The sequence below is a fragment of the Bacillus sp. CH_48 genome (assembly GCF_038008465.1).
GTDB classification, from domain to species: domain Bacteria; phylum Bacillota; class Bacilli; order Bacillales; family Bacillaceae_G; genus Bacillus_A; species Bacillus_A thuringiensis_S.
Window position 1 is genome coordinate 3,854,560 of sequence record NZ_JBBOZF010000001.1, and the last position, 21,166, is coordinate 3,875,725.

The window sequence follows — 21,166 nt, forward strand, 5'->3', positions numbered from 1 at the left end:
AATGATAAAAAAAATCCCTTATAAATTACTCGCTGTATCGACGCTATTAACTATTACAACTGCTAATGTAGTTTCACCAGTAACAACTTTTGCAAGTGAAATTGAACAAACGAACAATGGAGATACGGCTCTTTCTGCAAATGAAGCGAGAATGAAAGAGACCTTGCAAAAGGCTGGATTATTTGCAAAATCTATGAATGCCTATTCTTATATGTTAATTAAGAATCCTGATGTGAATTTTGAGGGAATTACCATTAATGGATATGTAGATTTACCTGGTAGAATCGTACAAGATCAAAAGAATGCAAGGGCACATGCTGTTACTTGGGATACGAAAGTAAAAAAACAGCTTTTAGATACATTGAATGGTATTGTTGAATACGATACAACATTTGACAATTATTATGAAACAATGGTAGAAGCGATTAATACAGGGGATGGAGAAACTTTAAAAGAAGGGATTACAGATTTGCGAGGTGAAATTCAACAAAATCAAAAGTATGCACAACAACTAATAGAAGAATTAACTAAATTAAGAGACTCTATTGGACATGATGTTAGAGCTTTTGGAAGTAATAAAGAGCTCTTGCAGTCAATTTTAAAAAATCAAGGTGCAGATGTTGATGCCGATCAAAAGCGTCTAGAAGAAGTATTAGGATCAGTAAACTATTATAAACAATTAGAATCTGATGGGTTTAATGTAATGAAGGGTGCTATTTTGGGTCTACCAATAATTGGCGGTATTATAGTGGGAGTAGCAAGGGATAATTTAGGTAAGTTAGAGCCTTTATTAGCAGAATTACGTCAGACTGTGGATTATAAAGTAACCTTAAATCGTGTAGTTGGAGTTGCTTACAGTAATATTAATGAAATGCACAAGGCGCTTGATGATGCTATTAACGCTCTTACTTATATGTCCACGCAGTGGCATGATTTAGATTCTCAATATTCGGGCGTTCTAGGGCATATTGAGAATGCAGCTCAAAAAGCCGATCAAAATAAATTTAAATTCTTAAAACCTAATTTAAATGCAGCGAAAGACAGTTGGAAAACATTACGAACAGATGCTGTTACATTAAAAGAAGGAATAAAGGAATTAAAAGTGGAAACTGTTACTCCACAAAAATAGGGAAATATTAATTCTGCGTAAAGTGAACTAAAACATAGAAAGTCTATGATTACACTGTTAAACAGAAAAGTAATAATTAATAAATCCTTATATAACAGAAAGGCGGAGTCTCATTAAAGACTTCGCCTTTCAATTATATATAAGTATGATTCGAATAAAAAATAACCTTGTAGTTTAATTGCTTTTTTAAAATTTGCAACAGAATCGGTTAATTTGAAGCAGATTATATACATTTTCTTTAATACTTAATGATTTGAAGGCTGCTAAAGAAAGTTCAAACGATACTGATAAAAGATGTAGAACTCATTTTGAAAGACATCGCTTTTTAATAAGATTAGAACTTGAAACCATACCTTATATAGGAGGAATACGAAATGATGAAAAAAATCCCTAATAAACTACTCGCTGTATCAGCGTTTTTAACTATAACAACTACTTATGCAGTCATACCACTAGAAACTTTTGCGATTGAAATTGAACAAACGAACAATGAAAATATATCTCTTTCAGCAAATGAAGAACAGATGAAAAAAGCTTTGCAAGATGCTGGTTTATTTGCAAAAGCTATGAATGAATATTCTTATTTGCTAATTAATAATCCAGATGTGAGTTTTGAAGGAATAACTATTAATGGAAATGCAGATTTACCTAGTAAAATTGTACAAGATCAAAAGAATGCAAGAGCACATGCTGTTACATGGAATACACAAGTGAAAAAACAGCTTTTTGATACATTGACAGGCATTATAGAATACGATACAAAATTTGAAAATTATTATGAAACATTAGTAGAGGCGATCAATAATGGAAATGGAGATACTTTAAAAAAAGGGATTACAGATTTACAGGGAGGAATTCAACAAAATCAAAAGTCTGCAAAAGCATTAATAGAAGAATTAATTCAATTAAAAAATGCTATTGGAGAAGATGTTAGAACATTTGGAAGTCATAAAGAGACATTGCAATCGATTTTAAAAAACCAAGGTGCTGATGTGGAGGCTGACCAAAAGCGTCTAGAGGACCTTTTAGGACAAGTAAAATATCAGAAAGACATAGAATCTAAGGGGTTAGACATGGTAAAAATCCCCTTTATTCCAACCTTGATTGCTGGTGGCATAATGATAGGTGATGCAAGAGGTAAGTTAGGTTGGCTAGAACCTGAATTAGCAAAATTGCGTCAGACTGTAGATTATAAAATAACATTGAATCGTGTAGTTGGAGTTGCATTTCATAATATTAGTGATATGCATAGTACGCTTGATAGTGCTATCACTGCTCTTACTTATATGTCTACGCAATGGGAGGATTTAGATTCTCAATATTCGGGTGTACTGGGACATATTGATAAAGCTGATCAAAAAGCTGATCAAAATAAATATAAATTCTTAACCCCTAGCTTGAATGCAGCGAAAAACAGTTGGAAAACATTAAAAACAGATGTTGTCACTTTGCAAGAAGGGATAAAAATTGCAGAGAAAAAAGAACAGGATTTTTTGAATCAGCTTCGTCCATCAAACGTTTTCTACTTTTATAAAAAAATTCATAACGCATACACTTTTGAAATAAAGACTGGAACAAATGCGCCAAATGCGTCTTATAAAGTTATGAATTTAACTAAAAACACTGTTCATAATATGTGGAGTGGAGGGGCTAATACTAACATGTGGGCTGATTGGCTTTCATTCAATCCAAATGATGAATTTGCGGTAGTAGCAGTAGTGGATGGTAAAGAATATGTTGTGTATAAAGACAAAGTACAAAATATAATGAACTGAATCTGAAAGTAACGAAGTAATTGGAGCTGGAGAATAAACTAGACACCAAGTTAATTGAAAAATCTCCTTATATCCTAGAATATTTTGCTCAAGAAAAAGAATTTGTTCAGCGAAAAAGTAAATATTGAACCAAGGAGTTAGTTGTATTATGTGTATGGTTTTACCGAAAGGTTTCAAGTACATTACTCATACAATTATGTAGTTATCCTGAAGCATCTACAGGTGTTCTTATCGACCTTGAAGAACTACTTAGCTTCCTAAGTGGAGTGACTTTATGCAAAATTAAGTGAACGTTTTTGTACATAGATTAGTTGACATTTATATAGATTTTTTCCATTTTCAAAGATAGTTTTGTTTTTTTATGTTATTTTTCAAAAATTACTGTTGAAGTTTCTATATTCATGACTCAGCATATAATCATTGTTTGATGAAATGACATACCACGTCCCTTAGAGTTTCATACGTATTACGATAACTTAAAGAAAAAAGATAATAGTAGTCAACGGTTACTATTATCTTTTTTGAACTATTTTTCATTAAAATATCTCATCTGCTGTGCTCCTTATTTACTTTTCCAGATTTTATCCTAGTTTAAAATTTATGCATTTGAACTGTTTATACAATTTGTAGGATTTTTAGCTTTTTTGTCGAATACACTTAATGCAAGGAGGGACATTACATGATTATTAAAGATTATTTCATCAACCTTTCTATTTTTTCTTTATTAGTTAGCGCAGCAATATTTATTCAAGTGTTTACAATTAATTCTAGTCGATATTTCGAAAAGCTCTATGGAGGGATTATTGCAGTTACGTTAATGTTCTTTTCTTTTCCATACATGGGATTTTCTTACGATCTTCGAGTTGTTCCTCTTATTCTATCTTTTATTTACTTTGGTCGTATTGCTGGTTGGATTACGTTAATTAGCATAATTGTAATGCGTATCTTTTACACAGGAGGGTACTGGGAACCTCCTGTGATTGCTTATTTAGGTATGGGGATTCTATTTTCTACCTTTAAAACTTATTTTAAAAAACTACATCCTTTTAAAAGTGCATCGTTATATTTTTCTGTTTTTATTGGAATAAAGTGGTTAGTTGGCGTATTATTTAATACTACATTACTTTACACAGGAGGCTTATTATATATAGCGTTAGGACTTTTAATTGGGCTATTTCTTATGGAAGCCTACCAGAGATTGTATTATTTAACACAGGACTTATCTAAAATGAATCGAGAATTAAAAAAATCGAAGCAAGAACTTGCAGATACCGTACATGAGCTTCAAGGAGGAATTTTTAAATTTAAAAAAGTGGGTAAGCACTTTATACACACTTTATGTGATGGACAGTTTTATTATCAAAACGGATTTTATTCTGAACAGGTGGTAGGAAAAAGCTTACGTACTATTGATGCTTCTATTGTTCCTCCACATTTAGTTCCACAATTGATGAAGTACTATCTTCAGGCATGGGAAGGAAAAGAAATTATATTTGAATTACCTTGGCCAAATGATAAAACTATTATTCTTATTGCGCTTAGGCCGATTAAACGAAATGGACAAGTTATTGAAGTTGTTGGTTCTACAGTTGATATAACCGAAAGGAAAAAGGTAGAATCAGAATTAAGCGCTACCAAAGAATTATTGGAATCATTTATAAAGCACAATCTAGATGCTATTACCATTTCTGATCGAGAAGGGCATATTTTACAAGCGAATAAAGCTTATGAAAAGATATTTGGGTGGTCATCACAAGAAATCATAGGTAAGAGATTACCTTGTGTACCAGATTTTTTAATGGAAGAATCGCTTAAAAATATTCAGAAAATTCTAACAGGCGAATCTGTGGTTACTAGATTAGAAACTGTTAGACAAAGGAGCGATGGGAGTCTTCTTGATGTCAGTCTGACAGTTTCTCCTATACTAGATGTAAGAGGAAATGTGATAGCTTTATCAGCAATATGTAGAGACATCTCTGAAAGAAAACAAGCAGAAAGAGAACGACATCGATTACACCAGCAATTAAGAGATAGTGAAATGAAGTACCGTGCACTAATTGAACAAGCAACTGATGCGGTATATGTAGTAGAGCTGAATGAAGATAATGCTCCAAGTCGATTTATTGAGGTAAACCCTGTTGGGTGTAGAAGATTTGGATATAGTAGAGAAGAGTTGCTCTCATTATCATTTTCAAATATAGTACCACAAGATTCTCAAATGATCGTAAGGCTATTAGAAAAAATTAAAAAGGGACAAACTTCCTTCACTTTGCAAGATGAATATGTTTTTCCAACAGGAAAAGTAATAACAGCTGAGTTTAGTGTTCGTGTTTTTAACTTAAATGGTAAAAAGGTTTTCCTAAGTATTTCTCGTGATATCACTGAACGGCTAAAAACAGAAGAATTATTACGAAAATCTGAAAAACTTGCTGTTGTAGGACAATTAGCGACTGCAATGGCTCATGAGATTAATAATCCATTAACTGCAATGAAAGGGTTCATGCAATTACTAAAATCAACAGAAAATGAGAATAATCAGGGTTATATTAATATAGTATCATCAGAGATTGAGCGTATAGAGAGCATAACAACTGAATTTATGGCGGTAGCCAAACCACAGGTGGTAAAAATACAACCTAATGATATTAGTTTGCTAATGGATCAAGTTTTAATGCTACTACAACCTCAAGCAATGATGCATAATATAAAATTTAGAATCGATCTTAACCCTGGTATTCCATTGATTTCATGTGAAGGAAATCAATTAAAACAAGTATTTGTTAATATATTAAAAAATGCAATTGAATCTATGCCGATGGGAGGGGAAATTCTGATTCAAATAAATATACTTGATAATAATCAAGTAAGAATTCGTTTTATCGATCAAGGGTGTGGGATTCCAAAAGAACGTATACCATACCTTGGAGAACCTTTTTATAGTATTAAAGAAGAGGGGATTGGCTTAGGGTTAATGATCTGTTATAAAATCATTGAAACACATCAGGGAAAGGTATTTATTGAGAGTGAAGTGAATAAGGGGACTACAGTTGAAGTCACTCTCCCTATTTGTACACTTCAAAATTAATATATTCTTTTACTGAAATTTTTAAAGAAACCATACAGAATGTAATGCTAATGTTACTTAATGAAATAATAAAGAGAAGAACACTGGTAAATTTACCCTATAGAATAGACAATTGAAAAAGCTTGTTATAAAAACATCCTTTCTTTAGAACTAAAAGAAAGGATGTTTTTAATATTGTAATTATGCTCGAAAACATTTCTTATTTTTACTTTTAATACATTTTTTAACTAATTTTGGTTAAGTTATTTTCAAAGGCGTTATTATTAATTCAATAAGTATATTTACATATCACCATCCCTAATTTTAAAAATAGCAATTTCCTGAAAACTATATATAGTTTCTTTCTGAAAGGAAGGGTATTATCAATTGAAACCACATGAAAGAATATCTGTTTACTCTATAGAATCTTTGCAGGATTTAATGAAATTACTAAAAAAATCTAAAGATTTTATAACGTTGGAAATTGCTTCTAATAATTCCTCTATAGTCATTTCATATTTTAGAACATTAATCGATGTAAATATATTTCATGAAGAGGTTTTGACTTATATAAAAGAGAAGAGCTTCGATTCGTTACAAGATATTCACTCTGTCTTACCTTTTGAGAATTCAAAAATAACAAATCAAATGGAAGATATTCAGGATAGTATTTTAAATGGCTATATACTGATTCAGTTCGATACAGATAAATTAAATTGTTTGTTAGTAAATGTGTCAAAGAAAGAAAAAAGGGATATTACAAAAGCCGAAATTGAATACAATATTGTGGGTCCGCAAATCGCATTTGTCGAAGATTTAGATGTAAATTTAAATTTAGTACGTAGAAAGCTTCCAACACCTTATTTACAAATGAAAGAATTGAAAGTAGGATCTCTCTCTAACACAACTGTTGCGATTGTATTTATTGAGGGAATTGTAAATGATCAAAATCTACAAGAAATTATAAAAAGGGTAAGTCAAATAAAAACAGACCATGTTTTGGATAGTACTTATTTGATGCAGTTAATTGCAGACAACCCGAATTCTATATTCCCTCAATTTTTGAATACAGAACGTCCGGACCGTGTGGCAGCTGTATTAGCAGAAGGGAAAATTGCACTTTTTGTAGATGGCTCGCCTTATGCTATCACTCTTCCAACAACATTAATTGACTTTTTTTCTACGACAGAAGATTACACCATGCCTTGGATTATTTCCTCCTTTTTTCGACTGCTAAGGCTTTTTGCTTTTATTTTTTCTGTCTTAACAACTCCATTATATGTTGCAATTTTAACATATCATTACGAGCTAATTCCGAGAGAACTTCTTGAAACGTTAATCATATCGAGAAGTAAAGTACCTTTTCCTCCAGTTATTGAAGCACTTTTTTTAGAAATAACGATTGAATTACTGAGAGAAGCGGGGGCACGTTTACCAACTAAAGTGGGTCTAACTGTCGGTATAGTAGGTGGTATTGTAATTGGACAGGCATCGGTAGAGGCAAGTCTTACAAGTAATGTACTTATTATCATTGTTGCACTTTCAGCCCTTAGCTCATTTACAGCACCAATATATCGAATTGGTAATACAATTCGAGTAATTCGTTTTCCTTTTATAATCGCCGCACACCTGTTGGGTTTATTAGGAATTGTTTTAACAAGCTCTTTGCTTTTAGCACGTTTATTACGTACAGAATCATTAAGACGTCCTTATTTGTTTCCTTTTTATCCTACACGCCTTACAGATTGGAAAGACAGTATTGTACGTATGCCGATTTCAGCGATGTTTCGACGTCCTATTTTTTCAAGGTCTAAACAGCGTTTTCGCTTTAATCCAGAAGAGGTAGAGAAAAATAAAATACTATCAAGAAATGATTTTGATGATTGAATTTAACAGGGAGGAGCATTATGAAACAGATCCCAATTGAGTATCAAGTCTCTCCATATATGGTATTTTTTTTAATTATTACTATACAGATGGGGGTTGGTATGCTTGGTTTTGAAAGGATTAGTGCAAAATTAGTTGGAAATGATGCGTGGATTAGCACGCTACTTTTTGGAATATCTGTCAATCTTATGATTTGGATCATATATCAGATTTTAAATCAGGGTAATGGAGACATCATTGCAATCAATCAAAACGTACTTGGAAAATGGATTGGTGGAATATTCAACTTCATTTTTTTATCCTATATTGTATTGTTAGGTGCAACAACACTACATACTTATATCGAAGTAGTACATGTTTGGATGTTTCCTTCTATTTCATCTTGGGTTATAGCTGGGGCTTTTTTGGGTTTATGCTATTACATTGTTACTGGAGGATTTCGTGTAGTTGCCGGAATCGGTTTCTTTGGAATCGTTATCCCAAGCATTCTAATCTTCACATTTTTTTATCCTTTGCAGTATGCAGATTTCCGAAATTTATTTCCAATTGCACAGCATTCATTCCTAGAAATTATGAAAGGAATGAAAGGAAATATGTTTAGTTTTTTTGGATTTGAAATGTTATTGCTGTACTACCCATTTATTAAAAAGGCAAAAACGTCTCAAAAATATGCGCACTATGCAAATTTAGTAACGACTATTGTCTACACATACCTTATGATTTTAACTCTTGCGTTTTTTAGTGAAAAACAACTAGCGAGTGCGATATGGGCATATTTAAGCATGATTAAAATTATACAATTTCCCTTTATAGAGCGGTTTGAATACATTATTGTTTCTGTTTGGGCTTTTTTTATATTACCCAATGTTTCCTTTACATTATGGGGAGTAAGTCGTGGTATAAAAGAGGCACTGGGAATAAAGCAAAAATATGTTTTGCCAGTTATCATCCTATTCATCTTTGTTTTATCATTTTTCTTGAATAACCGTAATAAAATTAACTTATTAAATACTTGGACAGGTCAAATGGGCTTTATATATATATATGTATACCTACCTGTACTATGGCTAATTCAAACCGCCAAAATAAAGTTAAGGAGATAAACATGAAGCGATGGATACTTTTCCTTATAGTAAGTGTCTTCTTAATAGGTTGTGCTAAAACGAAAATTGTGGATGACATTGACTTAGTTCAAGTTGCGGCATATGATACCGAAGCAAAAGGTAAGCTAAAAGGAACCTTTGCGATTTCAGCTTATAAAGGAGGCGGGGAAGGTGAAACGAAAATCTATTCAGCATCAGGCCAGACTGGTAGAGAAGTTCTTGCAAGAGCATCCGAAAAATCTTCTGGACCTCTAGAGTTGGGGCAATTGCGTGTTATTATATTTAATGAAAAAATAATTGAAAAGGGAATGCAGGAAATTTTAGAGACTTTGAATCGAAATCCTAGTGTAGGAAATGCAATTTATTTAGCAATTACAAATGTAAAAGGGGAATCACTATTAAAGGGGAACTATTCTGAAGAAAAAGAAATTGCTTCCTATCTATCCTCTTTACTGGAGCAAAATATAGATAATGGAACGCAGCCAAAAACAAATTTTTTTATGTTTTTAAACCAACTTAATGATGATGCGAGAGATTCATATTTACCGATAATATCTAAAAAAGGTAATGTGTTGGAGTTAGATGGAATAGCACTTTTTAAAAGATGTAAAATGGTTGATAAAGTAAACCCTAAAGATTTATTTGTATTTAAATTGTTGACAGATAATTTTAAACAAGGTACATACCAATTCAAACTACCTGGTTCCCCAAATACTTACGCCACGATAGAGAATATAAAAGCTAGAACAAAATATAAGATGGAGGGGAATAGTAAGCATCCATTCGTAAATGCTCATATTCAAGTTAAAGCTGAAATTCAAGAATTTACAAAAACAAAAAATCTAGATAATCCTAAAGAAATAAAAAAATTAGAAAAAATTATGGAAAAAGAAATAGAGAAAAAAGCAACTACATTGATAAAGAGATTTATTAAAAAAGACACAGATCCTATAGGACTTAGAAAGCTTGGTAGAACTCACGTAAGAAAATGGAACAGTCAAGAATGGGAAGAATCCTATAAACAATTACGTTTTCGTGTAACAGCTGATGTAAAAGTAACCCAATCTGGTGTTACAGAATAAATCAAATAAGATATGGGGAATTTTAATGAAAAAATATAGTCTCGCAGGAGATTAGGGAGAAGAGAAACGATTAACAAAGAATTTCATAAACATTAAGATGCTTTGTTAATCGTTTTTATACCTGTAGCTTTATCACTTATAGTAATCATAATTATAATAAAAGAACACCGAAACAAATTCCCGATACCACATAATTATAAGAGGACAATAAAGCATCAAGATATAATGTATGCTTTGTCTGGAAAAAAGAATTAAGTACTTCAAAGTTAAACACTTAACTTTAAAGTAGTTGTAGCACTTCAACTAGACTGTGCCCCCGAAAGTTAGAAAGGTCGGTTTATTAAGTAGTCTCTAGGGAATGAGCCTAGTACAATACTGGATTCATTTCCTTTTATTTTTCCTTGATTCTTTCATGATTATAGTACTTTATCTACTTTGCTAATTCTTGTTTGAATTCTGTTATACTTTCAAATTCTTTCGATACAGAAATAGACATACAAAAACGCCATTCTTTCTTATAAATCTACAGAAAGAATGGCGTATTCTTCAAAAGTGAGTTCCTTTATTGAAAAGCTTTAGTTCTATATGACAGATAAAAGGGCAAGCAACGCTAAAATAGCGAGAAATCCTTGTTTCATGATAATTGATTTATTGGATGTGAAACCTCCGAAAATAGCCGCTACCACTACACAAATGATGAAAAATAATTGAATCATATAACCAATGGGATTATTTCCAAGTATAAGTCCCCGAATGAGGCCAGCTGCTAAGAATTCATTATATAAACCGTTTGCAAATTAATTGTCTAAGTATTTCTAAGTTTAAAGAGTACAGTGTCTTCGTTTTTTATTGAATCAACTTTTACATGTTGGTTCAATATTTTCTATTCTCTTGGAACTTAGTTCTCGTTTACTTCTCACAAAAGCAATAAAATCTATTATCTCTTCTGTTGACAGTGCTTCTCCATCTATTAAAAGTGTTGGATCTGGATCGTTTAGGAGTCTTGTAATATCAATTACATCTTTGTTTTGATGTGAATGTTCAATTCGACCTAATATATAATCTACAGATGTATCAAATAAATCGGCTATTTTTGATAAAGATTGTAATGAAGGTAATCTATAACCATTTTCATACCCGGCATAGGTGCTTTTCGCAATCCCAAGTCGATCTGCTGTCTCTTGTAAGGACCATTTTTGATTTTTTCTTAATTTAGATAAACGTTCCAGCATTCGTCTCATACCCCATCTAATTTTATTAAATTAATTATAACATAGAAAAAGAATCAAGAATAGAAAAAAAGTACGCGTATTGAATACAAAATCTTGATTAATTCAAATTAAGTTCTATAATGATAAATATAAATACGCATTACGCGAACGATATATCGTTGTTTATTTTATGGAGGGGTTGTGTATGAAGAAAATTTTATTACTTGCAACTGGTGGGACAATTGCATCTGTGGAGGGGAATGAGGGGCTTGTTCCAGGATTGTCCGCTGAGGAATTATTGAATTATTTTTCGAAGTCTTCTCGAAACTTAGAAATAGATTGCAAAATCTTAATGAATATTGATAGTACCAATATGCAACCTGAGCACTGGAAAGAAATAGCTAATGCTGTTTTTAATCACTATGATGACTATGACGGGTTTGTGATTACACATGGAACGGATACGTTAGCTTATACATCTTCCGCGTTATCTTATATGCTTCAAGGTTTAAGAAAACCAGTTGTTTTAACAGGTTCACAAGTACCTATTAGTTTTAAAAAGACAGACGCAAAGAAAAATGTAGCTGATGCTCTTAGATTTGCCTGTGAGGATGTTGGCGGTGTGTTTATTGTTTTTGATAGTAGGGTGATTATTGGGACGAGAGCAGTTAAAATGCGAACAAAAAGTTATGATGCATTTGAAAGTGTGAATTATCCATATGTTGCTGAGGTAAATGAAGATGAACTGAAATATCATTGGAAGCCAAAGTCCTCCCATAATGAACTTTCAATAAATACTAATTTATGTACGGATGTTTTTCTTATGAAATTGTATCCAGGTACAAAACCAGAGATATTTGATTGTTTAAAAGATTTGTACAAAGGGATTATTATTGAAAGTTTTGGTAACGGTGGATTACCTTTTGAAGGAAGGAACTTGCTTTCGAAAATTCAAGAGTTGACTGAAATGGGGATTGCTGTAGTGATTACTACTCAATGCCTGGAAGAAGGAGAAGACATACTTCTCTATGAAGTAGGACGGAAAGTGGCACAACATCAAGTAATATTATCTGGAGATATGAATACGGAAGCCATCATAGCAAAATTGATGTGGGCGCTTGGGAAAACTAATAAATTAGAAGAGATTAAAAAAATTATTGAAGAGCCTTTAGCCTACGATTTAACAATAAAATCTGATAAGGATTGGTAATGACTTCATATGATTTATTTAGGTTTTACATTTAATATGGGGGAGAAATTAAAATGGAAATGACAAACAAGAACGTGCGAGTGGAGAATGATTTTTTGGGAGGAAAGGAATTACCTATTGAGGCATATTACGGAATTCAAACTTTACGCGCTGTTGAAAATTTCCCGATTACAGGGTATAAAATTCATGAAAGTTTAATTAAAGCGTTCGCAGTTGTAAAAAAAGCTGCAGCGCTTGCCAATACAGATGTAGGAAGATTGGAATTAAACAAGGGCGGTGCCATCGCAGAAGCTGCTCAAGAAATTCTTGATGGAAAATGGCATGATCATTTCATCGTAGATCCAATCCAAGGCGGAGCGGGTACTTCAATGAACATGAATGCAAATGAAGTCATTGCCAATCGTGCCCTTGAATTATTAGGGATGGAAAAGGGAGACTATCATTATATTAGTCCAAATAGTCATGTAAACATGGCGCAATCAACAAATGATGCATTCCCAACGGCGATTCATATTGCAACATTAAATGCATTAGAAGGCTTATTACAAACGATGGGTTATATGCACGATATATTTGAATTAAAAGCAGAGCAGTTCGACCATGTGATTAAAATGGGTCGTACACATTTACAAGACGCTGTGCCAATTCGTCTTGGACAAGAATTTAAAGCATATTCTCGCGTACTTGAACGTGATATGAAACGTATTCAACAATCGCGTCAACACTTATATGAAGTAAATATGGGGGCAACTGCAGTTGGTACAGGCTTAAATGCAGATCCAGAATATATTGAAGCAGTTGTAAAACATTTAGCTGCAATTAGTGAACTCCCGCTTGTCGGTGCAGAAGATTTAGTAGATGCGACGCAAAATACGGATGCGTATACTGAAGTATCTGCAGCACTGAAAGTATGTATGATGAATATGTCTAAAATTGCGAATGACCTTCGCTTAATGGCATCAGGTCCTCGTGTTGGTTTAGCTGAAATTATGTTACCAGCTCGCCAACCAGGTTCTTCTATTATGCCAGGGAAAGTAAACCCTGTTATGCCAGAAGTAATTAATCAAATTGCGTTCCAAGTAATTGGTAATGACCATACAATTTGCCTTGCTTCAGAAGCAGGACAGTTAGAATTAAACGTTATGGAACCAGTACTTGTTTTCAACTTACTTCAATCTATTAGCATTATGAATAACGGTTTCCGTGCCTTTACAGATAATTGCTTAAAAGGAATTGAAGCGAATGAAGATCGCTTAAAAGAGTATGTTGAGAAAAGTGTAGGAATTATTACAGCCGTGAACCCTCATATCGGTTATGAAGCAGCAGCTCGCGTTGCGAAAGAAGCAATCGCGACAGGGCAATCCGTTCGAGAACTTTGTGTGAAAAATGGTGTACTGTCACAAGAAGACTTAGAATTAATTCTAGATCCATTCGAAATGACACACCCAGGGATTGCAGGAGCAACTCTTTTAAAGAAAAATTAAAAGAAGAGGGGGAGAAGTCCCTCCTCTTTGTTTACAATATAAGGATGTTATACGTGAATAGAGGTAGGGAGATTATAAGTAAGTATACAGTGGCGTTTAATGGTTCATAGAAACAAAATTAAGAGGAGCAGCAATATAATCAACATCACTTTTAAATAAAGAGGATTTATTAAAACATCCTATCATGTTAACAACAAGTTTACATGAATCTTTATAAATAACTATGACCAACCATGAATCAATAGTTGGCCATAATGATCTTAAAGACCCATATCTTTTAATCCAGGACTATGCTCATTTGGCATTTCAGGAAGTTCTGGTACAGGAAAACCTTTTGGCGGGTCAGTTACTGCTAATGTTCCTTTGTTTCTACTTGGTGATTCACCTTGGAATATTTCTCCCATTCTTGTTGGATCTAAGCTAAAATTAAATTGTGCGTTATGGAATCCCATGTCTACATACTTTCTGCACTCTGGGTATTTATTAATATCATAGTTCGGCACAGGGAAGAGTTTTCCCCATTCAACACCCAATGTCTCTAAAGCTTTTGCGAAAGCATTTTGATGTGCATTATCACGTACAATTAAAAATGCAAGAGTTTCTCTAAATGTTTGATTAGAACTCATTTCATAAATTCTAGTCTTTTGAAGTACGCCTGTAGATTCAAGTACGACATTATCTAGTAAATCGCTAATTAAGTTTCCATGACTATATACCCAAGATCCATTCCACGGATTTCCAGCTGCATCAACAGGTAATGAACTTTGAGCACCTACAATAAAGTGGTGAGGGTTTGCATGTTTAACCGCTTCATCAAGCGGTGCGTTGTCAATACCAGCATTTCCTGGCGTAGGTTCACCAGATCCAGTTAGTAGCTGATTAATTGTATGTTGTACAAGTTCTACATGGCTTATTTCCTCTAAAAAAACACCTCGAAGTAAATCGCGATATTGCTTCTCTTTACCTCTAAAATTTGAGCTTTGGAAGAAGTATTGCATCATTGTACGCATTTCGCCATAATGCCCACCTAATATTTCTTGTAAAACTTTTGCGGCAGCTGGATCTGGCTTGTCCGGCTTGATAATATTAATCAGTTCTTCTTTATAATAAAACATGAAGTACACCTCTTTTAAGTTAGTTAACATTGTTATCGTGTCCGCTAATTGGTTACTTAATACTCAAATTCATTTTTTTACCAATAAATCATGATCTCAAAATGCAAATTCTTTTGGAAATAACTATTTTCGATATGAGATGAAAATGGGGGAATAGCTACTTACAATTTAATAAAAAAGATAAGATTACGGAGTGTAATCTTATCTTTTTATTAAGAATAATAAATTGTATCTTCAAGGTTTTAAAATGACTTTTATACAATCATCTTCACGATTATTAAAAATTTGATAACCATAGCTCGCTTCTTCAAGGGGGATTTTGTGTGTAATAATCTCTTTTGGATCGAATTCTTTGTTTATTATTTTTTCAAATAGTTCCGGCATAAAATGAATAACAGGTGCTTGTCCCATTTTAAGGTTAATATTTCTAACCCAAAATGCTCCGAGTGGAAATGCATTATAATTGCCACCATAAACGCCAGTCATTTGAACCGTTCCATATTTTCTTACGGCTTTCGTAGCGATTTGAATAGGGCCGAGAGTTCCGCCTTGTAATTTTAATTTTTGTTCTAGAAATTCTAGTGGCGATTTTTTTCCATCCATGCCCACGCAATCAATGACTACATCGGCACCGCCATGTGTGATTTCCTTTAAATGTTCTCCCATATCGGGGAATTTTGTAAACTCAAATACCTCAACATTGTTAATCTTTTTTGCATAATTTATACGATAATCTAAGTAATCGACTGCGATTACACGCTTAGCACCTTGCATCCAAGCAAATTTTTGTGTCATTAATCCAACAGGCCCGCAACCAAGGACGATAACAGTATCACCTGGCTTAACACCAGCGTTTATTACACTCCAATAGGCTGTTGGCAAAACATCGGATAAAAACAGTAAAGATTCATCTTCAAGTTCGCATGATTCTGGTATAACAAATGGAGTGAAATTTCCAAAAGGAACTTTTAAATATTCTGCTTGTCCACCTGGATGGTTACCAAATTTCTCTGTATAACCAAAGTATCCACCAGAATCATAATGAGGATTGGAGTTATCACATTGGCTTTCCATTTCATGTTGGCAATAAAAACAATGTCCACAAGAAACGTTGAAGGGGATGACAACACGATCTCCTTTTTTCACTTTAGTAACATCTGGACCAACTTCTTCAACAATGCCCATTGGCTCATGACCAATAATGTAACCTGGAGGTAAAGGCATGTTGCCCTGATATAAATGTAAATCAGAACCGCAAATAGCAGTTGAAGTAATTTTTACAATAATATCATCTTTTTTCTCTAACTTTGCATCATCAACCTGTTTAACTTGTACTTGGTTTGGTCCTTGATAGGTTACAGCTTTCATCTCATATCTCCTTAGGAATCATTTTTCATAATTTATCTCGCTATTTGCCGGCTGCCCGTAAAAGCCCGATTGATGAGGGCTGATAATCACCCGGGGATGAACAAAACCCCACTGATTAAAATTTCACTTTATATGTATCTCTTGATAAAATATAAATTTTTAGTAAAGAGAAACCTGTACATAGTGTTGTTATGAAAGTATGTTATAGCAACTCTTCTTTCTTATATCTTTTGCCCTATTTTAAGAAGAAACTCAATAATTATTCATAATCTAATTTCCATAAAAAGGATAATTATTATTTCATAATTTGTCGCATATTAAAAACATCGGAGGTGAAATAATATGGCAAACAATAATAGTGGAAATCGTAATGAATTATTAGTTCGAGGTGCTGAACAGGCTCTTGATCAAATGAAATATGAAATTGCACAAGAGTTTGGTGTACAACTTGGTGCAGATACAACAGCTCGTTCAAACGGATCTGTTGGTGGTGAAATTACAAAACGTTTAGTTGCAATGGCTGAACAACAACTTGGTGGTAGAGCTAACCGCTAAGAGAATTCGTATAAAATATAGCGAATATGTAAATCAATTTCTTTTGTATATGTATAAAAATAAAAACCCTTATAGTAAATGGATTCTCACTCAAAGATTATTGATAATCTTCTTTCATAATCTTTGGGTATTTAATTTGTAAACGACTTTCCTAAACAATAAACACGCAGTGTTGGAAAGGTGTTTTCCATGCATAGTAGAAAAGCTTTTGCAGGAAAAAGCATACTTAAAAATTTGATTTCAATATTGAAATCAATATTGATTATGATATTTTCGAAAGGGAGGAATTTAAAAATGGGTATTTTAAGTGGAAACCCTCAAAATGAACCGTTACATTACGGAGAAGTATTTGATATTTGGAGTTATCTTCTAGCCGCACAAGGTGGAATCGCAAGCCATCAAGTATTTATGAATCATACAGGTGACGAAGATTTGAAGAAGTTTTTAGAAAGCTTAATTGAAAATGATATGAATTCAGAAATAGAAGAGTTAAAAACTCTTTTAAAAGTTAATGGCGTAGCTTTACCGCCAGCTCCGCCAGAACGACCAGTTGCATCTATTGAAGACATTCCTCCTGGAGCACGTATTAATGATGCAGAAATTGCAGCAGCGGTTTCTACAGGATTAGCAGCTGGACTTGTGACATGTAGTCAAGTGATGGGAAAATGTCTTCGAGAAGATGTCGGAATGCTATTTGGACAATTTCATATGAAAAAAGCGCAAGCAGGTGTAACGTTACTGCGTTTAAGTAAGAAAAAAGGGTGGGTAGTTCCACCTCCATTACATGTGAAAAACTCTGATCAAGCTTAATAAACAAAAATAAAAAAGTGGCATTGGCCACTTTTTTATTTTTTAGATGTATCCTCAACTTTAGATTTATTTATTGTAGAAGAATCCATATATTCATCTGACATTTCCATAGCATATTTATCATGATGAATATGATTGTGATTTCTTAATTCATCGTCGTTACGCAGTACTAACCTCTTCATATAAATGTGGAAGAAAACCTCTATTCCGCCAATAATTAAAGCGGCTAAGAATGAAGAAAGTCCAATATTACGAGTAGCATCTAAATTAGTAAACAAGTATGTTAAAAGCCAAATTCCGAAGAAGCTTAAGCCGAAATCTGCCATTGTAGCAATCGTATTTCCGTATTTAGGTAAAATGAAGAGATCGCCGATTAAATAGGCAGCTCCTGTTAAGAAAAGAGAAATGAGTAATACTCTAGGAATGGAAATGCCTTGAAAGATACTGAGTACGATAAGTAATACTGCAGTTATCGCTGTGTATTTAATTAATAAAGCAATAATATGTTTCATCATTTTCCTCCATTGTTTAAACGTATATGGAATAAAATATTTCATTAGAAACGGGTTATGCTTTTATATAGCGTAACCCGTTTCATTTTCTGATGGAGGCCTATTTATAATATCCCATGGCACGTATATTGTATTTCGTTCTCCTATACACTATTATGTTGGGCTTAAAGGGCATCAATTATACCTTTGAATTCACGGTCGTAATTACCAATTAATTAGCTATATATTTTAGCATGTAATTTAACATATTAAAGAAAGAAGGAGGTGAATGAACATGTCAAACAATAACAGTGGAAGTAGCAATCAATTATTAGTACGTGGCGCTGAACAAGCTCTTGATCAAATGAAATATGAAATTGCTCAAGAATTTGGCGTACAACTTGGAGCAGATGCAACAGCTCGTGCAAACGGATCTGTTGGTGGTGAAATTACGAAACGTCTTGTATCACTAGCTGAGCAACAACTTGGCGGTGGCGTTACTCGTTAATTTTATATATGAAATGGATATAAAGGAGAGGCATGCCGTCTCTCCTTTCTCATACATTTTTATTTGTTTAACTTTTAGACTCTCGAGGTTTTAAATACATAATGAATTTTTGTGAAATAAAAGGATAAAAGATAAGAGGTTATATTTAATGCGAAAGGGGCAGAAAAAATGAAATATGAAGCGTTATTTACAGTTGAGATTTCTGTAGGAAGTGAGAGAGTAGCAAACCATAAAATAAAGGCACATGATGTCGTTGATGTTGTTGAAAAGCTTGCTGAAAAGTACTTAAGTAATCATGAGGGACATTCTCAAAATGAATAAAGGAGAATCGTAATATGACCTGTCATGATGTTAAGAACGAAACGAAAGAAAAAAAAGATTTAAAATGGTGGCAACTCTCACTTATTGGAATTGGTTGTACGATAGGAACGGGCTTTTTTTTAGGATCCAGTATAGGGATTAAAATAGGTGGATCTTCAATTATTCTTATTTTGATTTTAACTGGATTCACTACATATATTGTATTTGAAGCATTGGCAAAAATGGCTGTGGAAGATCCGCAAAAAGGATCGTTTCGCATTTATTCAAGAAAAGCTTTTGGAAATTGGGCGGGTTTTAGTCACGGATGGACATATTGGTGTTCGGAGTTGCTTATTATGGGCAGCCAGTTAAGTGCGTTAGGAATCTTTTCACGTTACTGGTTCCCTAAAATACCACTATGGATATTTGCTGCTGTATATGGAGTAGCGGCTATATTAATTATTTTTATAGGGGTAAAAATATTCGAACGTTTAGAAAAATGGATGGCTATTATAAAAATCGCGGCTATTATAGGGTTCATTGTGATTGCTATTTTGGTTATTTTAGGATTTATAAAGGGTGGTTTATATAAGGCGCAAATTCCACGGAATTTTAAAGATTGGTTCCCAAATGGATTAAAAGGCACTTGGTCCTCTCTGATTTATGCATTTTATGCATTTGGAGGAATCGAAATTATGGGGTTAATGACAATAAGACTGAAAGACCCTAAAGATGCACAAAAATCAGGGAGAGTAATGTTAATGATTTTAACGATTATTTACGTAGTCTCTTTAGGGTTGGCAATTATGATGGTTCCGTTAAATCAGTTTAATACGAAAGAAAGTCCTTTTGTAATAGCATTACAAGACTATAATTTGCCGTATGTGCCATTTATTTTAAATGTAGTATTAATTTTAGCGGGTTTTTCAACGTTAGTTGGTTCATTATTTGCAGTGACAAGTGTATTAATGAACTTAGCTGAAGAAGGTGATGCACCTGCGATGTTTGCGAAAAAAAACAAGAAAAATATCTCGTTTCCAGCTTTAATTCTTATTATAATGGGGCTTGGTGCTTCTATCCTTAGTGCTTTATTACTACCAAAAAATATATATGAATATGTAACAACTGCAGCTGGATTAATGTTGTTATATACATGGAGTTTAATCCTTCTTTCCTTTTGGAGACTAATGAATCCAAAAGGGTGGATGCAGATAAAAAGTATTATTGGTCTTATTATGATTGCACTAGCTGTTAGTGGAACACTATTACAAAAAACAACGCGTTTTGGTTTCTTAGTGAGCTTGTTGTTTTTAGGAATAGTTATTATTGTTACTATAATTGTTCATTTTGTCTCACGAAAAAGGAATCCAGCTATATGAAGTATCTTTCTTTTCACACCATGAATAGTATGTCAGAACTAAATAATAGAAGTTATTGAAAAATGATTTGGTAAGTTTGAAAACCAAAATATAATCCATAAATAATAAGTGATATTCCAGATACTACTGTTATAAGAGACAATATACGTGCATTCAAAATTTTACGAAATATACTAGATGTACTTGCCATCGTAATATCCCAAATAAAAATGCCTAAAATAATCCCGAAACTATATAACAAAAGCTGCTCTTTATTATAGGAAGAAGCGGCTTTTGCTAATATAGAGCCGAAAATTCCAAGCCAAAATAGAATTGTTAATGGATTAGATAAGGACATAAAAAAACCAGAAAAAAAGCTTTTAATAACTGAATCATCATTTCTCGTATTACTAATGCTAATTTGATTTGCATTTTTTAAACTTTCGATACCTGTATAGATTAAAACAAAAGCGCCGAAAGACCATAAGAAAAGTTTTATAATATCTTTTTCGAGGAAATGAATGACACCTAAATAAATAAGTACCATGTAGATGACATCTGCAAGTAAGGCTCCTATGCCAAGAATCCAAGCGTGAAAAAAACCACTCCTAATACCTTTTTCTAACTGTGCAGCATTAATAGGCCCCATTGGAGCAGATAATGATAAACCTAAGAAAACATAGCTTAAAAATATGCCCACGTATGATATGCTCCTC

At 33.2% G+C, this 21,166-nt stretch carries 18 protein-coding genes and 2 pseudogenes; 14 read left to right on the forward strand and 6 right to left on the reverse strand.

Translation table 11 applies throughout. The features are described 5' to 3' along the window. Position 1 precedes the first annotated feature (1 nt). The 7 genes and pseudogenes from hblA to N2V92_RS19335 all read left to right on the forward strand — a co-directional run bounded on the left by hblA (position 2) and on the right by N2V92_RS19335 (position 10,040). On the forward strand, positions 2–1,129 hold the full coding sequence (gene hblA, locus N2V92_RS19305; protein ID WP_000591972.1) for a hemolysin BL binding component B: 1,128 nt from the start codon (positions 2–4) through the stop codon (positions 1,127–1,129). Positions 1,130–1,503: 374 nt separating this feature from the next. Next, complete coding sequence (hblB, locus tag N2V92_RS19310; protein WP_000976159.1) at positions 1,504–2,904, forward strand: hemolysin BL regulatory component HblB; 1,401 nt, start codon at positions 1,504–1,506, stop codon at positions 2,902–2,904. Positions 2,905–2,924: 20 nt separating this feature from the next. Beyond that, positions 2,925–3,152, forward strand: a pseudogene (locus tag N2V92_RS19315) (hypothetical protein); the annotation flags it as partial. A gap of 431 nt (positions 3,153–3,583) precedes the next feature. Beyond that, entirely contained in the window at positions 3,584–5,989 is a 2,406-nt protein-coding gene (locus tag N2V92_RS19320) for a PAS domain S-box protein (protein ID WP_000584302.1), read from the forward strand. 366 nt (positions 5,990–6,355) lie between these two features. Then, complete coding sequence (locus N2V92_RS19325) at positions 6,356–7,855, forward strand: spore germination protein (RefSeq protein WP_000802307.1); 1,500 nt, start codon at positions 6,356–6,358, stop codon at positions 7,853–7,855. A 20-nt stretch (positions 7,856–7,875) separates the two neighbouring features. Next, positions 7,876–8,958 carry a GerAB/ArcD/ProY family transporter gene (locus N2V92_RS19330; RefSeq protein ID WP_000809703.1) on the forward strand — a complete coding sequence of 361 codons (1,083 nt, stop codon included), beginning with the start codon at positions 7,876–7,878 and terminating at the stop codon, positions 8,956–8,958. Positions 8,959–8,960: 2 nt separating this feature from the next. Beyond that, on the forward strand, positions 8,961–10,040 hold the full coding sequence (locus tag N2V92_RS19335; protein WP_000832875.1) for a Ger(x)C family spore germination protein: 1,080 nt from the start codon (positions 8,961–8,963) through the stop codon (positions 10,038–10,040). 581 nt (positions 10,041–10,621) lie between these two features. Here the strand turns inward: N2V92_RS19335 and N2V92_RS19340 are convergent. Together N2V92_RS19340 and ansR are read right to left on the reverse strand one after the other, a co-directional pair. Continuing rightward, a pseudogene (locus N2V92_RS19340) lies at positions 10,622–10,837 on the reverse strand (DUF1304 domain-containing protein); the annotation flags it as partial. A gap of 57 nt (positions 10,838–10,894) precedes the next feature. After that, positions 10,895–11,272, reverse strand: a complete 378-nt coding sequence (gene ansR / locus N2V92_RS19345; RefSeq protein ID WP_000893569.1) for an HTH-type transcriptional regulator AnsR — start codon at positions 11,270–11,272, stop codon at positions 10,895–10,897. 184 nt (positions 11,273–11,456) lie between these two features. Here ansR and ansA point away from each other — a divergent pair, with 184 nt between their 5' ends. Beyond that, positions 11,457–12,461, forward strand: a complete 1,005-nt coding sequence (gene ansA, locus N2V92_RS19350; protein WP_000722293.1) for an asparaginase — start codon at positions 11,457–11,459, stop codon at positions 12,459–12,461. 53 nt (positions 12,462–12,514) lie between these two features. Continuing rightward, positions 12,515–13,945, forward strand: coding sequence for an aspartate ammonia-lyase (gene aspA, locus N2V92_RS19355; RefSeq protein WP_042598234.1), 1,431 nt, complete (start codon positions 12,515–12,517; stop codon positions 13,943–13,945). Between the two features lie 260 nt (positions 13,946–14,205). Here the strand turns inward: aspA and N2V92_RS19360 are convergent, their stop codons facing one another. Beyond that, on the reverse strand, positions 14,206–15,060 hold the full coding sequence (locus N2V92_RS19360; RefSeq protein ID WP_000500352.1) for a manganese catalase family protein: 855 nt from the start codon (positions 15,058–15,060) through the stop codon (positions 14,206–14,208). Between the two features lie 234 nt (positions 15,061–15,294). Further along, positions 15,295–16,428, reverse strand: a complete 1,134-nt coding sequence (locus N2V92_RS19365) for a zinc-dependent alcohol dehydrogenase (RefSeq protein ID WP_000649073.1) — start codon at positions 16,426–16,428, stop codon at positions 15,295–15,297. Positions 16,429–16,770: 342 nt separating this feature from the next. Here N2V92_RS19365 and sasP point away from each other — a divergent pair, with 342 nt between their 5' ends. Next, positions 16,771–16,983, forward strand: a complete 213-nt coding sequence (gene sasP / locus N2V92_RS19370; protein ID WP_000002833.1) for a small acid-soluble spore protein, SasP family — start codon at positions 16,771–16,773, stop codon at positions 16,981–16,983. A gap of 294 nt (positions 16,984–17,277) precedes the next feature. Continuing rightward, positions 17,278–17,793 (forward strand): DUF3231 family protein, encoded by a 516-nt coding sequence (locus N2V92_RS19375; RefSeq protein WP_000512139.1) that lies wholly within the window; start codon positions 17,278–17,280, stop codon positions 17,791–17,793. Positions 17,794–17,828: 35 nt separating this feature from the next. Here the strand turns inward: N2V92_RS19375 and N2V92_RS19380 are convergent, their stop codons facing one another. Further along, positions 17,829–18,305, reverse strand: coding sequence for a YndM family protein (locus N2V92_RS19380; RefSeq protein ID WP_000680463.1), 477 nt, complete (start codon positions 18,303–18,305; stop codon positions 17,829–17,831). A 274-nt stretch (positions 18,306–18,579) separates the two neighbouring features. Between N2V92_RS19380 and N2V92_RS19385 the strand changes: the two genes are divergently transcribed. From N2V92_RS19385 to N2V92_RS19395, 3 genes are all read left to right on the forward strand, one after another. Then, positions 18,580–18,792, forward strand: coding sequence for an alpha/beta-type small acid-soluble spore protein (locus N2V92_RS19385; RefSeq protein WP_000069660.1), 213 nt, complete (start codon positions 18,580–18,582; stop codon positions 18,790–18,792). Between the two features lie 168 nt (positions 18,793–18,960). After that, positions 18,961–19,113 (forward strand): hypothetical protein, encoded by a 153-nt coding sequence (locus N2V92_RS19390; protein ID WP_000872954.1) that lies wholly within the window; start codon positions 18,961–18,963, stop codon positions 19,111–19,113. Positions 19,114–19,127: 14 nt separating this feature from the next. Then, on the forward strand, positions 19,128–20,471 hold the full coding sequence (locus tag N2V92_RS19395) for an amino acid permease (RefSeq protein ID WP_000128224.1): 1,344 nt from the start codon (positions 19,128–19,130) through the stop codon (positions 20,469–20,471). A gap of 52 nt (positions 20,472–20,523) precedes the next feature. On the opposite strand, the gene N2V92_RS19400 is transcribed toward N2V92_RS19395, so the two are convergent. Next, positions 20,524–21,150: a LysE family transporter gene (locus tag N2V92_RS19400; protein WP_000510856.1), complete on the reverse strand. Its 627-nt coding sequence runs from the start codon at positions 21,148–21,150 to the stop codon at positions 20,524–20,526. Positions 21,151–21,166: the final 16 nt, after the last annotated feature.

What these genes read in the sequence shown, in the direction of transcription:
- ansR (WP_000893569.1), bottom strand. Translation starts at nt 11,272, where the DNA reads ATGCTGGAACGTTTATCTAAATTAAGAAAAAATCAAAAATGGTCCTTA.
- N2V92_RS19375 (WP_000512139.1), top strand. Translation starts at nt 17,278, where the DNA reads ATGGGTATTTTAAGTGGAAACCCTCAAAATGAACCGTTACATTACGGA.
- sasP (WP_000002833.1), top strand. Translation starts at nt 16,771, where the DNA reads ATGGCAAACAATAATAGTGGAAATCGTAATGAATTATTAGTTCGAGGT.
- N2V92_RS19380 (WP_000680463.1), bottom strand. Translation starts at nt 18,305, where the DNA reads ATGAAACATATTATTGCTTTATTAATTAAATACACAGCGATAACTGCA.
- aspA (WP_042598234.1), top strand. Translation starts at nt 12,515, where the DNA reads ATGGAAATGACAAACAAGAACGTGCGAGTGGAGAATGATTTTTTGGGA.
- N2V92_RS19330 (WP_000809703.1), top strand. Translation starts at nt 7,876, where the DNA reads ATGAAACAGATCCCAATTGAGTATCAAGTCTCTCCATATATGGTATTT.
- N2V92_RS19320 (WP_000584302.1), top strand. Translation starts at nt 3,584, where the DNA reads ATGATTATTAAAGATTATTTCATCAACCTTTCTATTTTTTCTTTATTA.
- N2V92_RS19335 (WP_000832875.1), top strand. Translation starts at nt 8,961, where the DNA reads ATGAAGCGATGGATACTTTTCCTTATAGTAAGTGTCTTCTTAATAGGT.
- hblB (WP_000976159.1), top strand. Translation starts at nt 1,504, where the DNA reads ATGATGAAAAAAATCCCTAATAAACTACTCGCTGTATCAGCGTTTTTA.
- ansA (WP_000722293.1), top strand. Translation starts at nt 11,457, where the DNA reads ATGAAGAAAATTTTATTACTTGCAACTGGTGGGACAATTGCATCTGTG.
- N2V92_RS19385 (WP_000069660.1), top strand. Translation starts at nt 18,580, where the DNA reads ATGTCAAACAATAACAGTGGAAGTAGCAATCAATTATTAGTACGTGGC.
- N2V92_RS19360 (WP_000500352.1), bottom strand. Translation starts at nt 15,060, where the DNA reads ATGTTTTATTATAAAGAAGAACTGATTAATATTATCAAGCCGGACAAG.
- N2V92_RS19395 (WP_000128224.1), top strand. Translation starts at nt 19,128, where the DNA reads ATGACCTGTCATGATGTTAAGAACGAAACGAAAGAAAAAAAAGATTTA.
- N2V92_RS19365 (WP_000649073.1), bottom strand. Translation starts at nt 16,428, where the DNA reads ATGAAAGCTGTAACCTATCAAGGACCAAACCAAGTACAAGTTAAACAG.
- hblA (WP_000591972.1), top strand. Translation starts at nt 2, where the DNA reads ATGATAAAAAAAATCCCTTATAAATTACTCGCTGTATCGACGCTATTA.
- N2V92_RS19390 (WP_000872954.1), top strand. Translation starts at nt 18,961, where the DNA reads ATGAAATATGAAGCGTTATTTACAGTTGAGATTTCTGTAGGAAGTGAG.